We start from the raw sequence: 16,207 nt of genomic DNA on the forward strand, positions 1-16,207 counted from the left end.
CAAGCAAGGAGGAAGCTGAGTGAGAACGTTTCGATGCTTGATAGCAGACGGGGAAGGTTTGGAAAGAGGGTTTTTTGAGCGCCTTTTTTTCTGGGGCAGGGTTAATTATTGATACGGAGCTGTAAGAATATTATTGTCACCAAATTATACGGGGGAACGGTATCAAACTACACAGGTTCTCAGATCAGCCTTGTTCCCGCAAATTCGCGGTTTTGTGTGTAATTTTTTGTAAAACGAAAAAATTTGAAATACATGCGAAAATAAATGAAAATATGAGTTTTTTGAAGATGCTATACTTTCTTCGATCAGTAATGATGGAGTTTTAGGGGGAGTAAAATAAATGAGTAATGCAAAAGCACATTGGCGCCTCTGGTATGATCGTCCGGCTGAGGAATGGACAGAGGCGCTTCCGGTTGGAAACGGCAAAATCGGCGGCATGATTTACGGAGGCATTCACGAGGAACGAATCGGACTGAACGAAGAAACGGTGTGGTCGGGCAAACCGCATTATGACGCGAGTTCTAGAGTTCTGGAATCGATCAACCAAGTTCGAAGCTTGTTGTTTGAAGGGGATTACCGCACGGCGCATGAGTTGGCGGAGCAATCTATGCAAACACCGCTTAACCCATACTACGGCAATTATCAGCCATTGGGAGATCTCTATATCAAATTTGACTTGCCGCCTGGAGATATAACGAAGTATCACAGAGAATTGGATATCGAACAAGCCGTTTGTAAAACCAGCTTCTATGTTGGCGAAACTTGCTATACGCGGGAAGTTATTTGCAGCAACCCTGATCTCGTTATGGTAATTCGCTTGGAAGCCAGCGGTAAGCCTACTTTGAGCGGTTGTATTCGTATGGATCGTGAATCCGGCGCAAGCGTATATCAGAATGGTGCAAGCGGACTGGCTCTCCGCGGCGAATGTGAGTATGAAGGCGTAAAGTTCGATGCATCTATTGAAGTGCATTCCGAAGGGGGAAATTGCTTTTCAACAAATGATTCCGTCATATTCAGGGAATGCAAGGCAATTACGGTGTATGTTACCGCGAATACGACATACCGTCATAAGGATCCGCAAGGTGCGAACCAATCGCTGCTTCACATGGCGAGAATGAAATCGTGGGAACAATTGAGAGCGGATCATATTAACGACTACCAAATCTTGTTTCAACGCATGGATATCGATTTGGGTGAGGATAGGTATCAAGAGCTTACTACGGATGAACGCCTTTCTCAATTGAAATTTGTGCAGGACGATCTCTACTTAACAGCATTGTATGTTCAGTATGGTCGTTATCTGTTAATTGCTAGTTCTCGGCAAGGGACGATGCCAGCTAATTTGCAAGGCATTTGGAATGATAGTTTTACGCCTCCCTGGTTCTCGGATTACACGATTAACATTAACACGCAAATGAATTATTGGCACGCCGAAACATGCAACTTATCCGAGCTGCACGAACCTTTATTTGACCTCATGGATTCACTCGTTGAACCGGGACGCAAGGCAGCTCAAGAGCGCTACGGCTGCAATGGAGTGGTGCTCAGCACACGGACGAATCCTTGGCTGAACACTTCGCTGCGGGCAACGTCTTCGCTGCTGTGGCAGGAAGGTGCGGCATGGCTCAGCCGGCATTATTGGGATCATTATCTGTTTACAGGGGATAGGGAGTTGCTGGAGAAGAGGGCGTATCCGTTCATGAAGGAAGCAGCCCTGTTTTATCTTGATTTTATGGTCGAGCATCCATATTACGGATGGCTCGTCACCGGTCCGACGACGTCGCCCGAGAATAAATTTTTAGCCGCAGATGGGATGGAAACTGCACTCGATATGAGTCCAACAATGGCGGTTCAAATCATTGACGACTTGTTCGAAAACTGTATCCGGGCAAGCGAGGAGCTTGGGCAGGATCAAGTATTCAGGGAACTACTCATTCAGAAACGTGCACAATTGCCTCCGATGCAGGTTGGGAAATTCGGTCAACTGCAAGAATGGCTTGAGGATCATGAGGAGACAGAACTGGGGCATCGGCATATCTCGCATTTGTTCGGTTTGTTTCCAGGGCACAGTATTAGCCGTAAAACTCCGGATCTGCTAGCTGCCGCCCGAACAACGCTCTACAGAAGACTTAGCCATGGAGGCGGACATACGGGGTGGAGCTGCGCTTGGATCATTAACTTATGGGCGCATTTGGGAGAAGGCGAACTGGCTAATCAGTATATCAAGACGCTGTTTACTCACTCTACGCATAATAACCTTTTTGACAACCATCCGCCTTTTCAAATCGATGGGAATTTCGGAGCGGCTGCAGGCATTGTAGAAATGCTTATGCAGAGCGATGAAGACGAAATCCGGCTGCTGCCGGCGCTGCCTGCTGGCTGGGCGACTGGAAGCATTCGCGGCATTTGCGCCAGGAACGGATTCGAGTTGGAACTCCGCTGGAGTGAAGGTGTTCTGGATAAAGCGATAATCCGTTCCAAGCTGGGGCGGCGCTGCCGTCTAAGGTATAATTTTAAAGCGGGAATTGAAGTTCAAAGTGTGAAAGAGTCAATTTCAACGAGTATCGTTAATGGCACATTGGAGTTTGACACACAACCTGGAGAACAGTATCACCTTATGTTTTAATATGGAGAACCTCTGCCTAAAAAAGGCGGAGGTTCTTTTATATCTAATCGTTATTATCTCTCTTGGACAGCAAAAAATAAGTAAATATGTTACTGACGATGTGTAAATCTATTCCTTATTTCAAGGGGGCTTTTAAGTGATAATGAAGTTACAACCAAGAAATGAAGGGGGTCTTGCAAATTGGCGGCATTATGGAAGAATAGAGTGCTTTACGTTATGCTCTTGCCACTGGTGGCATGGTATATCATTTTCAAGTACGTGCCGATGTATGGCGTTATCATCTCATTTAAGGATTACAATATTATGTCGGGAATCGGCGGCTCGGATTGGGCAAATCCATGGTATAAGTACTTCGAGATGTTTTTCAATTCGCCATATTTCTCTCAACTACTAACCAATACGTTATTGATTAGCTGTTATAAGCTGATCTTCAGCACAATACCGCCCATTATATTAGCCGTTCTTTTAAATGAGAGCCGAGGAGTACACCTGAAAAGGTGGGTCCAAACGTTAAGTTACATGCCTCATTTTCTCTCATGGGTTATCGTTTACGGTATCGCTGTTGCGTTCTTCTCTGAGACTAATGGGCTGGTAAACCGATGGATCAGCGATTTAGGATATGATGCCATCTCATTTATGAGCGCACCAGAGTGGTTCCGTTCGATGCTGGTTGGAACGGATATTTGGAAGGATCTCGGATGGGGAGCGATTATCTATATAGCTGCAATCGCAGGAATTGATCCTTCGCTTTATGAAGCAGCCATGATGGATGGCGCTGGACGACTCCGAAGAATCTGGAGCATAACACTGCCCGGAATTGCTAACGTTATCGTTCTACTCTTGATATTAAGACTAGGATACATCTTAGACGCTGGGTTTGATCAGGTTTTTATTTTCTATAACGTTCGGGTCTATTCTGTAGGTGATATTATTGATACCTGGGTCTATCGCACAGGTCTTGAACAATTGAACTTCAGTTTGGCAGCTGCAGTAGGTTTGTTTAAATCGGTCATTGGCATGGCGCTTGTTCTTGCCGCTAATAAGATTGCTAGGAGATGGGGGGGCGGCATATGGTAATCAATCGCGGAGATCGCATTTCGGGAGCAGCCATCAACTTGATTTTAGTGCTTGTAGGTGTCGTGAGTCTATTCCCGCTGTTGTTCGTTGTATCGATGTCCCTGACACCATACAGTGAAGTTATTAAAAACGGGGGATTTGTGGTCATCCCGAAATCAGTCACATTTGAAGCCTATAAGTATCTCTTTCAAACCAAAGAGTTACCGCAATCGATGCTAGTTTCTCTATTCACGGCTACGGTAGGGACAGCGATAAACTTGATTCTCACGATGCTTGGTGCTTATTCGCTTAGCAGAAGAACGCTTCATGGACGGAAAGTTATCCTTCTTATGATCGTATTTACGATGCTGTTTAATGGTGGTTTAGTGCCAACGTATTTGCTTATTCAATCTTTGGGTATGCTGAATACGGTATGGGCCTTAATCATTCCAAGTGCGGTTGCTACCTACAATCTTTTGATAATGAAAACCTTTTTCGAAGGTCTTCCAGAGGAGTTGTTTGAGTCCGCTCGCATAGATGGAGCAGGTGAATTGACGGTATTGATTCGTATTGTCGTCCCGCTGTCTATCCCTTCTTTGATGACAGTAGGATTGTTCTATGCTGTCGCAAACTGGAACAGCTTTTTCTCGGCCGTTCTTTACATTTCAGACCCCAATTTAAATCCGCTGCAAATTGTTGTTCGCAAACTATTGCTCTTGAGCAACTCTGTAGACAACGCGACAGATGATGTCGTACCGACACCGACCCTGCAAATGGCATCTGTTATCATCGCTAGTTTGCCCGTTTTAGTGGTGTACCCGTTTATCCAAAAGTATTTTACCAAAGGCGTATTGATTGGGGCTATTAAGGGTTGATTTGTGTGTACCGCACTTTCTCCTATCCTAAAGGGACGAGCTGTGCTTTCACTTATAAAAATGATTATGGAAGAAGGGGTAAAAATGAAAAAAAATCTACCAATTGCTTTTCTTCTCACTGCTAGTTTGCTTGCCGCATGTTCAAACAATAATCCCCCAGCGAGCTCTTCACCAACTGGGGAGGCAACGAATAAACCCTCTGCTGCTCCTATGAAGCTGGAAGTCATGCAAGAAGGGACTATCACATCTGCGGATGGTCCTGGTTTTCCCAAAGATGATTTTGTGAAAAACGAGCTAAATAAGAAGTTGAACATCGATTTGACGATGACGCTGGAAGCAACTGATTTTCCTACCAAAATTAGCGCACGTATGGCGGGGGGCAATGCTCCGGATGTTATGCTGCTTCTGAAAGATCAGGTTCAGAAATATGCTCAAAGCGGCGTATTGTTAGATATGGGACCTTATATGGATAAACTGACTGATTATAAGAAATTCGTAGGCGCAGATGAACTGAAGAAAGGGGTCGTGAGCGGCAAGCAAGTTGCTCTGCCTAAGGCGCCTCCACTTTTGACCGGTACGTATTGGATTCGCAAGGACTGGTTGGACAAATTAAAATTGGCCGCACCGACCACGGTAGATGAGCTATATAATGTGGCCAAAGCGTTTACAGAGAACGATCCTGATGGCAATGGTAAGAAGGATACACTCGGCATTTCGGGGACTGGTATGGATACGTTTGCACCTGTGTTTGGAGCCTATGGCGTTAGCCAAAGTACGCAATCGCTTTCGGTAAGTACATTAAGAGATGGCAAGATTGTTAATGGACTTTATGATCCTGCGATGAAGGATGCTTTAACGGCAGTGAAGAAATTCGTTGACGCTGGCGTCGTCGATCCAGAGTTTTTGAGTAATAAAGGAAATACTTCCAAAGATAAGGCATTCCAAGGAAAAGTCGGCATTATTTATGACGGTTGGTCAGGCGTAATTAAAGATGCGGCGGTTAAGATTTGGAAGGACGCTAATCCAAACGCTGATTGGGTTCAGCTTCCGGCTCCAAAGGGACCGAATGGCTTGCAGTTTGCGAGCATTAATGATTTAGGCGCTTCCGGCTACTTGATCGCGCTTCCCAAGTCACTAGAGAAACAACCAGAAAAACTGAATAAAATTATCGAGATGCTTAATTATGTCTCGACGACAGAAGGCAATCGCTTAGTTGAATACGGGCTCAAGGACGTTCACTACAAGGCAGAAGGCGATAAAATTACCATTACGGATCAAGGTAAGAAGGAAAATGGGTATACATTCGTTTATCAATTCACTGGCCGTCCGGAGCTTTCGTACTTACAAACCAAATTCCCGGGACAAGCTTCATACATCGACTTTGAAGCTAAATTGCCGCGGTTGCCTGTCGTGGACAAATTAATCGATTTGCCGAGTAGCTACAATAAGGCTGATGCGGACAGATTCGTACAAGAGGAAGTAACGAAATTCATTTATGGCAAAACGCCGATTGCGGATTATAGTAAATTCATTGCTACTTTAGATGGTACATTTAACTATAAGCTTTATAGCGATGCAGTTACGAAGCAAGCGAAGGATCTTGGGCTTACGAAATAAAAATGAAATCCCCCATTGTGTAGGTTGCGATGGGGGATTTTTATTATTATAAGGAATTTTGTTACTGACGATGCATAAATCTATTCCTTACTTTGCATGCACTTCATAGGTGATAATGGGAGTGTTTCACTCGAACAATGATAACTTCACGACAACAGGAGAACATGTTAAGATAGCCCCAATGGGCTCGTTTCAAATGAGGCTTATGCTTGGGAAGGGGAACCACATGTTTCAACGAGTTCGCAGACTATGGCCAGCCAAATTGCAAAATCGTATTTTCCTTAGCTTCCTACTAGTCATATTCTTTCCTTTCTCAATTATGCAAATTCACAATTACAATCAGATTGAAACGATTATTGGGGCAAAAATCAGTGAGCAGAACGTCACTCAGCTAAACCAAATGAAATTCCAACTTGAAGAGGTGCGACAGACCGCCCTGAATTCGGTCTTACAGATGGAGCGAGATACCAGCATTCGAGAGTTGATGGTACAAGCTCATAACTCACCTGGAGCAGAATCAACCCGTATGGTGGAGGAAAAACTGGACGCAATGAAAAGCACATTTTTACCGAACAGTGTATTTATTCAATATGCGCTGGTCCAAGAGAACGGTGAGGCGTTTACATCTTTGCCCCATGCTGAAAACTACGAAGGCCCACTGCATGCTCAGTTGGCTGGCGAGTTAACGGCTAAACTTCCGTTTGGAAGTCCGCTGTTAAAGTGGGAGTTCGAACAAGCACGCAATGGACTTCAGCCGGAGCCCGCGACCAAAAACGTTCTCTCCTTATATTCGCTTTCGCAGGCTGCCGACGGAGATTGGCTGCGCGCACGAGCGAGCATAGATATCGATGGGTGGTTGCGAAATTCGGCAAACAGCATACAGATCAAGCAAAACTATTATGTATTAGATCAGCAGGGCGCCATCATTTCTCAATCGAACCCAGGGTTCGTCATGAATCCACTTATTAAGTCAAAAATTCTCAATCAGGCGAAAGAATCGCCGAATGATTATATCCTAGATAAGTCTGGAACATTCGTTTACAATGCCATCTTCCTTCCTTCCATTTCAAGTTATGTGGTTAGTCAGTTTCCGCTCGATTTTTTCTTTGGGGATATTCAAGCACTCAAGCAGCGGGTGTTTAGTACTTACCTGCTATTTATCGCTTTTTTCATAGGCATCTCCTTCTTGACGCTAACGACTTTAACTCGTCCGCTCAGACTCTTGGAGGTTCGGATGAAGGAAGCTGCGGAGAAAAGGATGAATATCAAATTGTCCGAGGAACCGCATCGGGGAGAAATTTTGTCTTTCGTTCGCGCATTTAATGGGATGGTTGATGATGTCACAGGCTTGATCGGGCAGCTCAAATTAGAAGAGAGGCAGAAAGAAGCGATTCGGTTTCAGATGCTATTGAACCAGATGAACCCGCACTTTTTGCTCAACACCATCAATATGATCAAATGGAATGCTAGTAATTCCGGCGATGACACGACGGCGGAGATGTGCAAAGCGCTTGCTAAGCTGCTGGAAAGCAGTCTGAACACAGATAAGGATCTGGTTTTTCTGCACGAAGAATTAAAATTGCTGCATTCTTATGTCTATATTCAATCGTTTCGATACGACCACCGTTTTGAGGTGCAATATGAAGTGCAGACTGGTCTGGACTATGCGCTAGTCCCTAAGCTAAGCTTGCAACCGCTTGTTGAGAATGCTATCCAGCATGGGCTTGTATACCGCAAGCAGGGGGGCATTATTAGGGTGAATGTGGCCAGCGAGGGTCATTTACTCATTATCGATGTTCAAGACAATGGTGTAGGTATGCAGAAGCAGCAACCTGAAGTGCACCGAGTGCGTAAAGGGATCGGTTTAAGTAATTTACGTGAGCGTTTATCACTCCTCTACAAGCAGGATGGCAAGCTTCATTTGATCCCGCTAGAGGAGGGGGCGCATGTTCGAATCACAATACCTTTATTGTTGTCGAATCCATATCAGCCCGAACAAAATGTTGATCGATAAGAAAAAAAGGAGGGCATGCTATGTGGAACCTGCTGCTGCTGGAAGATGAACCTTTCGTACGCCGGTCTATTCGCCAAGCCATCAATTGGGAGGCATTAGGTTTCAGGGTGGTGGCAGAAGCTGAGGATGGAAGCGAGGCATGGGAATTCATGCAAGCCCACCAAGTGGATGTGGTGTTGTCCGATATTATGATGCCTATCATGAACGGAATTGAGTTGATCCGAACGGCCAAACATAACGGACATGAGGCAGAGTTCATCATGCTTACCTGCGTGAATGAGTTTGAATATGCGAGACTGGCACTCCAGTATGGAGCTGTAGGGTATCTGCTCAAAGCCTCTATGGATATGGAAGAGTTGAAAGCACTCTTGCTAAAAATAAAACAAAGTTTAATCAAGAAGCGCGATCACCGAACGAAAGCGCCTATGTTTAACTTGTATCAACAAATTTGGAGATCCATACATGGCATAGAGGAGTTGGAGCAAAGGGAAAATGAAGAAGGATCGCCTCCGCTTCCCGCCTATGTGCGCCTATTTGTTGGTTCGGCAAATAGTGTCTCATTAGAGAACGAACAGATTATCGATTTGTTCGACTCGAACTGCGAAGACAAATTACTCGTACATCGATTTGTTAATTGGGGAATTGCGACCGTTTTTGTTTGGTCGGATGAACGCTGTATGCCCACAACATCGGTTCCCGCAGAACTAAGCTCCACGCCCTGGCAGACATCCGATGCGCTAAAAGAGGGATGGGTGTCGCTGCTGCAAGGGATTGGGCGAACCTGGTACGAATTGGATCCCTCCCTTTGGGCTAAGGGCGGATTGCAAGTTGAGAACATAACTTGGAAAAAGGAGTCTCTCATTCTTACGCAATTCGAGGCATCCCATTGGGCGGAATGCGAGAAATCGCTGCGCTCGCTATGGGATTACTTCAAAGAACAACAACTGGCTGTGGTGATGGTAAAGAAAGCCGCTGACCGGCTGGACAAGTCGTTTGCCAGCTTATCCAATCAAGCTCCAGCTGGGAAGGAGGTCTGGGCGGCAGTCGAAAGTCATAGGCAAGCGTTGGAACAACTCATAAATCGAGTTCACTATTATTCCAAGCATAGGATGAAGGAGACCATTACGGATCATCCAGAGGTCAATAAAATCATTGAATATGTGAACAGACATTATGATAAAGAACTGACGCTTAAGGGGATGGCTAAATACGTAAACATGGGCGAGCAGTATTTGAGCGGTTTGTTTAAGAAGAAGACCGGTGAGCAATTTATCCAATATGTACAGCGTATTCGAATCGAGCGGGCTTGCTATTGCTTGGCGGAGACAGATTTGCGTGTAGCGGAAATATGTGAGCAAGTAGGTTTTGTTCATCTTAATTATTTCCTGAAGCAGTTTAAGAAATGGACAGGGTTCACCCCGTCGGAATTCCGTGAAAGTAAAAAAGCTGAACGGAAGAAGCCGTTGGACGAAGGAATATAGAGAGGACACGTGTGTTAAGTGTAAATGCTGAAATTCAAGACCCATCTGCTGCTACTGCGGTTGTTTACGATCCCTTTACTGGAGAAATGAGATTTGTACCATCTGTGTTTACGGTGAAGAATGGTAAAACTGATGTTACTGTCACCCGAAACACGAACAGTATGTATGCCATTGTTCAGAACAAGAAAACCTTTGATGATATGAGTGAACACTGGGCGAAAAAGGATGTAGAAAGCCTGGCTGCCAAAATGATTATCCAGGGCATAACAGATCGCGCATTTACGCCGGATTTGCAAGTCACACGGGCACAGTTCGCAGCACTGCTCGTAAGAGGGCTTGGGCTTGGGCTTGAGCTTGAGCTTGAGCTTGAGGCAGCCACTGAATCTCAAATATTTACAGATGTCGCTGACACGGAGTGGTATGCGCTGGAAGTGGCCACAGCTGCCAAATATGGCTTAGTTCAAGGAGTTGGCGAAAACAAATTCGAGCCTGATCGCCTTATTACCAGGGAACAAATGGTCGTCATGATAATGAATGCCGTAAGACTCGTTAAGGGTACTACGCCAACAGAAGTATCCAACTATATGATGCCATTCTCAGACCATAACCAGTTCTCGGACTATGCCCGTAGTGCAGTGGCGGAAGCAGCTAAGGATGGATTGGTCCATGGAAAGACGGAAGCCACATTTGCTCCTCAAGAAGCAGCGACTCGCGCTGAAGCAGCGGTTCTGATTAAACAAGCTATGCAACATTTGAAGTTGTTAAACTAGTAGAGTTAGTTAGACAGACCCCGATGTTACTTGGCATCGGGGATTTTTATTACATAAGACAGTAACTCTGTTACTGTCGAAAGATAAATCTGTTCCTTATATTGAATGCGCTTTCCAACTATGATTGGAGTGTACGAGCCATTCTTCATTTCCTTTGATATGCATAAGTGTGAAAGCGATTACAATTTTTGGAAATGAAGTTTGATGGATAAATGAGAAAGGAGTTGAGGAGAAGAATCCCGTAAGATGAGTCTTTAAAAATGAAACACGAGTAGGAAAAAATCTAGTAAATGACAGTAGAGGAGTCGATATTTAGTATGAGTATGATAAAAAAAGTAATCTTCCAATGTGTGATGTTTGCTTGCTTATATTTTTCTTTTGCTGCGGTTAGTTTTGCAGCTGATATCATTATTGATAATGGAGACCCCGGTTATACAGAAACAGGTACCTGGAATAGCAGTAGCGCAACAGGATATAACAGTAGTCCAACGAGGTATTCCAATGTAAGCAATAGCATGGTCAGATGGAGCCCTAATATTTCAGTAGCAGGAGACTACAAAGTATTTATTTATAAGGTTACTAATAGCACAGGTGACAATGACGTCGATATTAACGTCACATATAATGGTGGAACCAGTTTAACCGAACAAGATTGGACAACAGGTGCTTCTGGCTGGGTAAATTTAGGTACGTACCCCTTCGCAGCCGGATCGACAGGAAATGTACAAATCACGAAAGAAAATACTTCTTATACCCGTGCCGATGCTGTGAAATTTGTATATGTACCTGTAGTGACTTACGCACCGGTCGGCACTTACTATGTCGATTCCATCAATGGAAATGACGCAAATAGCGGAACGAGTGAAGGATCAGCTTGGAAATCACTTGATAAAGTTAACATTTACACCTATCAACCAGGTACAACGATCTTGCTCAAATCCGGAAGTTATTGGACAGGTCAACTTAAGCCCCTGGGATCAGGCAGCGCCGGAAATCCGATTATTATCAATAAGTATGGGACTGGTAATAAGCCTATTATCGATGGCAATGGCATAACAAATGCAGGCGCGGTTCAACTGTATAATCAACAGTATTGGGAAATTAACAATTTGGAAGTAATGAATGACGCAGCAGCACCTGCTACGAGATTCGGCATTTATATACAGCTTGAAGACTATGGAACTGCAAATCATATTTATGTGAAAGATTGTTATGTTCATAATGTGAAAGGTGACAATTCAAATCCACATAAAGGGGTAGGTATCTTTTACTTTGTTACTAGTGCTGACACTTCCATATTCAACGACATTCTGATTGAAAATAATACCGTCAAGTCCGTTGACAGATCCGGAATTATACTTAGAAACCCAAATGGCACCTATAGCACAGGTTTAGTGATTAGAAACAATTTTGTCGAAGATATCGGTGGAGACGGAATTGTAGCCAAAACGAGCAAGGCGCCACTGGTCGAATACAATATTGCTAAAGACACCTCAGCAAGGGCTAATAATGCTAACGCTGCTATATGGACTTATTATACGGACGATTCGGTTGTTCAATACAATGAATCTTATAACACGGTGCGTCTCCCGAATAACTTGGACGCAAATGGTTTTGACAGCGATTTCAATAATAATCGGAATATCTTTCAATACAATTACAGCCATGATAATGGCGGTGGGTTTATCCTGGTTATCGATCCGGGTACCGCATCTTATAATGATGCTACGATTGTTAGATACAATATCAGTCAAAATGATAAAGAAAAAGTCATTAATTTGCTGGGAGACTTAACGAATACGCAATTTTATAATAATACGTTTTATTTGGACAGTTCCTCGACGGCCAAAATGATTGAAGTCAGAAACTTCTACGGCATTCCCAAGTCAGCAAGCTTTCAAAATAACATCTTCTATAATTTGGGGAGTGGCGGTTTCGATCTCCAAAAAATACAAACATCCTTGTTTGATACTAATATTTTTTATGGCATGGCGGCGCCGGTCCCAACCGTGGATGCGGACATTACGGTTGTAAATGCCATGACATCAGACCCCAAACTGGTTAGCCCAGGTACTGGTGGAACGAATATTAATTTTGGTGATCCTAACAAACTTAGCGGCTATAAGCTGCAATCCACTTCACCAGCTATTAACGCCGGTTTAATCATTGCGAACAATGGAGGCAAAGATTTCTGGGGGACTCCGTTGTACACCGGACAACCTGATATTGGCGCTTATGAATCGAGCAACGCAGCAGACATTATTATCGATAATGGTGATGCGAGTTATTCGGAAAGCGGAAGCAACTGGATGAGCAGTGCTCTAACCGGCTACAAAGGTACAGGAACAAGGTACAATTGGCAGAACTCCGGTGCATATGCCAAATGGACACCTACGATCCCGCAAGCTGGAAATTACAGAGTATTGATCTACAAAGTTGTAGAGGCAACCAGCGATACGAATGCCAAGATCGATGTTGTCTATAACGGAGGGACTTCCACTCAGTATGTCAACTATACGTTGGGCACATCCGGATGGGTAGACCTTGGCGTATTTAATTTCAATGCTGGTTCTAGCGGTTATGTCAAAAATACGAGATCGAATAATTCATCCAGAGCAGATGCTGTGAAATTTGTAAGGCAGTACTAGAGGTTAGGGAGAGGTTGACTAGCAATCAACCTCTCATTTTAATCTACCTAGAAGGGTCATAGGGGAGTGATCACTTTGAATAAGAAACGAATCGTACTAGGTTTCATAATTGTCGTTGTTCTGTTATGTTGCACGGCATTTTTTTTCAGAAATCAAGTCGAAGATGATCAAACGGTAGCAACCGTTAATGGAGAACCGATTCGAGCTTCCGAATTTATGCTCATTATGAACAATAACTATGTGGCTAAAACCTATAACTATTTTTCAAACAAGTATGGTGTGAAAGATTATAAAGACTTCTGGAATACGGTTTATGGCAATGAAAAACCAATCGATTATGCCAAAAGTTTGGCATTAAAGGAATGGATACGAATAAAATCAGAGCAAATTCTGATGAAACAATATGGCGTGGTTAGTGATATGACCTATGCATCATTTTTGAATGAGCTAGAAAAAGAAAATAATAGGAGAAAGACGGCTGTTGCGAATAATCAAGTCATATACGGTCCAGTCGAATATAGCGAATATCAGTATTTTTCTCATGAGTTCACTAATCAGGTGATAGAACTTAAAAAAAATCTTGCGAAAGAAAAGTTTAAGCTAACAGAAAACGAGTTGAAAGCTGCTTATGAGCAGTTAAAAGAAGAGTATTTCAGGGAGTCATATGATATTAAAGTAGAGAAAATTAGTATGAAGAAGAGTGAGCGTTCAGACGAGGTCATGAGGGACTTGCACAAAAATTTACAGAAGGCGGATTCCATTGAAAAGCTAAAGAGCGTTGATAAGGATATTGCGGTTGAAACACAAACTTTAAATGAAACCACAGCCAAAACGGATTACGATGTAAATCCGCAATTACTCACGGAAGCTCAAAAATTAAAAGTCGGTGAGATTAGTGACATTATTGATGAGAACAATAGGTTAACGATTATAAAAACTATAGAAAATAAAGAAAGAGGTATTCAATCGTATGATAAAGTTAAGGAGCAAGTTCAAAGCCGCATCTTAGATGAAAAGTATGAAGATTTGGTTCAACATATCATCAAGGATGCGAAAGTGAAAGTCGTTGATCAGGTTTTTAATCGATTGAGCGTTAAGCAATGAGGGAAGATCTATTCTAATAATTGCACATCAAGGCTGGAAAGCGATTTTCCAATGAAAATATCCATAATAGGCCTCCTGGACTTGACATTAATCGGATCTAAATCCATTCTATAGTCAACAGCAAATGTATAACATTCATATTTATTCAATTAAACTTATATGTTACTTGAATTGCTAACCTAAGGGGAGTTGCCCATGCATCAGCCGCTACAAATCAGGAGTTTTATCGGGACACATGACAAGGATTGGGAAGATCCGTCCTTCTTTCGTCACGATAGCTTGGAGATAACGGTTATTTTGGAAGGCCGAGGCTTGTTCCGCTATAACGATCGCCAGTTTGACATCGAAACGGGACAAGTGGTGCTTATTCCCTCCGACTTTCCACATTCATTTCATGCGGTAACAGCTATTCGTTTCGGTGTTTTGCTGATGGATGGGCTGCCTATGGGAACAAGGGCTTGGTTTGATAAGCTGATTACGGGCAATGTCCCGCGAATCATTTCATTGTCACGCTTGGACGGGGAACAGTACGAGCTGCTCTTTCGCCAGTGGTTGCGGATTTATTCCGGCCCCTTGAAGGAACGGGAAGAAAATTATTTGACGTGGATTCAAGTATTGTCGCTATTTATTTATGAGCATTCGCAGCCGGAGCAGCAAGCTCTTTCCATTACGCATGCAGCCGATTACATTCGGCAAAACTTGCAAAGAGGCATACAGATTTCCGATCTGGCTCAAATAGCAGGTCTTTCGGAAGAAGGATTTCGCAAACAATTCCATAAAGTATACGGAATGACGCCCAAACGGTACCAACAGATGTGCAAGATGACTGAAGCCAAATGGCTGCTAAGCTCGTCGGACAAAGACATGCAGACGATTTCAGAACTTATTGGTTTCTCAGGACTGCATGCTTTTTCCGGATGGTTTAAAAAACTCCAGGGACAATCCCCTACAGATTGGAAAAAATCACAGCGTTTGTATCATCATTAATTTGCTTCAAGCCTGTTTTTGAGTAAATTCTGTTTGTTTTTGGCTAACGACTTCCAGGTTCCCTTCCATTATGCTTTAAGTATGCAGTGACTATTGATAAGGGTAGGGGACATGAAATATGAATGTACAAATTGGACAACGATCTTTGGAAATGGGAGGGTCTTACCTGACCGAGCTAAGGAGCTCCAACGATATTATGAATGATACGGAAGCGTTAAGGGAACGGCTTGCGGAAGACGGATATTTGCTGATCCGCGGTTTACACGATAGAAATCAAGTGCTTTCCGCGAGAACGGAATTTCTGCAAAGTATGCAGGAGATGGGACGGCTTGACCCTGCTTCCCCGCTGGAGCAAGGTGTAATCGGCAGTGAGAATAAGGGTGCAATGTGGGGGAAGAGCGCTGACGAACTGAAGGATTCGTTTCCGCAGTTCCTTAACGTAGTAAACAGCTCCTCCGTCATGGATTTCTTCGAACGTCTTTTAGGGGGGGCTGCCCTGACCTATGATTATAAATGGCCACGGGCTGTCGGCCATGGTGGAAATACTGGGGCACATTATGATATCGTTTACATGGGGAGGGGAACCAAAAACGTATATACGATGTGGACGCCATTTGGGGACACTTCGCTTGAATTGGGAACGTTAGCTTTATGTCTCGGTTCGCAGCATTTCGACAAAATTAAGCAAACCTATGGAGAGATGGACGTAGACCGCGATAACGTGGCAACCGGCTGGTTTTCCGAAGATCCGGTCGAAATCGTCGATACCTTCGGCGGCCAATGGGCGACTACAACCTTCGAGGCTGGAGATGCGATCATATTCGGCATGTATATGATGCACGCTTCATTAAACAATACGACTAACCGTTACCGACTTAGCGCGGATACGCGTTATCAGCTTGCCGCGGAGCCTGCGGACGAAAGATGGATGGGCAGCAAGCCAAAAGGGCATTACGCTTGGGGCAAGACGCCGCTAAAAACAGTTGATCAAGCACGCAAAGAATGGGGCGTGTAACAAATTGGAGGAAT

General features: G+C 43.9%; 11 protein-coding genes. All 11 read left to right on the forward strand.

Features of this window, described 5'->3' with window-relative positions; genetic code table 11:
- Positions 1-340: 340 nt before the first annotated feature.
- Positions 341-2,626 carry a glycoside hydrolase family 95 protein gene (locus tag HQN90_RS13410; protein ID WP_173219018.1) on the forward strand — a complete coding sequence of 762 codons (2,286 nt, stop codon included), beginning with the start codon at positions 341-343 and terminating at the stop codon, positions 2,624-2,626.
- 216 nt (positions 2,627-2,842) lie between these two features.
- A complete protein-coding gene (locus HQN90_RS13415; RefSeq protein ID WP_173219345.1) occupies positions 2,843-3,703 on the forward strand; it encodes an ABC transporter permease in 861 nt (286 codons plus the stop codon).
- Positions 3,697-4,557: a carbohydrate ABC transporter permease gene (locus HQN90_RS13420; RefSeq protein WP_173219020.1), complete on the forward strand. Its 861-nt coding sequence runs from the start codon at positions 3,697-3,699 to the stop codon at positions 4,555-4,557. The genes HQN90_RS13415 and HQN90_RS13420 overlap by 7 nt, the downstream gene beginning before the upstream one ends.
- An 84-nt stretch (positions 4,558-4,641) precedes the next feature.
- A complete protein-coding gene (locus HQN90_RS13425; RefSeq protein WP_173219023.1) occupies positions 4,642-6,174 on the forward strand; it encodes an extracellular solute-binding protein in 1,533 nt (510 codons plus the stop codon).
- Between the two features lie 226 nt (positions 6,175-6,400).
- The gene (locus HQN90_RS13430; RefSeq protein WP_173219026.1) at positions 6,401-8,188 is read left to right on the forward strand and encodes a sensor histidine kinase; all 1,788 of its coding nucleotides are present in this window, start codon (positions 6,401-6,403) and stop codon (positions 8,186-8,188) included.
- A gap of 20 nt (positions 8,189-8,208) precedes the next feature.
- Positions 8,209-9,669, forward strand: coding sequence for a response regulator transcription factor (locus HQN90_RS13435; RefSeq protein WP_173219029.1), 1,461 nt, complete (start codon positions 8,209-8,211; stop codon positions 9,667-9,669).
- A gap of 11 nt (positions 9,670-9,680) precedes the next feature.
- Complete coding sequence (locus HQN90_RS13440) at positions 9,681-10,439, forward strand: S-layer homology domain-containing protein (protein ID WP_173219032.1); 759 nt, start codon at positions 9,681-9,683, stop codon at positions 10,437-10,439.
- 317 nt (positions 10,440-10,756) lie between these two features.
- A complete protein-coding gene (locus tag HQN90_RS13445; protein ID WP_173219035.1) occupies positions 10,757-13,087 on the forward strand; it encodes a golvesin C-terminal-like domain-containing protein in 2,331 nt (776 codons plus the stop codon).
- Between the two features lie 75 nt (positions 13,088-13,162).
- Positions 13,163-14,191, forward strand: coding sequence for a peptidyl-prolyl cis-trans isomerase (locus HQN90_RS13450; protein WP_173219038.1), 1,029 nt, complete (start codon positions 13,163-13,165; stop codon positions 14,189-14,191).
- A gap of 195 nt (positions 14,192-14,386) precedes the next feature.
- Entirely contained in the window at positions 14,387-15,178 is a 792-nt protein-coding gene (locus HQN90_RS13455; RefSeq protein ID WP_173219041.1) for a helix-turn-helix domain-containing protein, read from the forward strand.
- A 118-nt stretch (positions 15,179-15,296) separates the two neighbouring features.
- Positions 15,297-16,193 carry a phytanoyl-CoA dioxygenase family protein gene (locus HQN90_RS13460; RefSeq protein ID WP_173219044.1) on the forward strand — a complete coding sequence of 299 codons (897 nt, stop codon included), beginning with the start codon at positions 15,297-15,299 and terminating at the stop codon, positions 16,191-16,193.
- The last annotated feature ends 14 nt before the right edge of the window (positions 16,194-16,207 follow it).

It is taken from the genome of Paenibacillus alba (assembly GCF_013204855.1).
Lineage (GTDB): Bacteria > Bacillota > Bacilli > Paenibacillales > NBRC-103111 > Paenibacillus_E > Paenibacillus_E alba.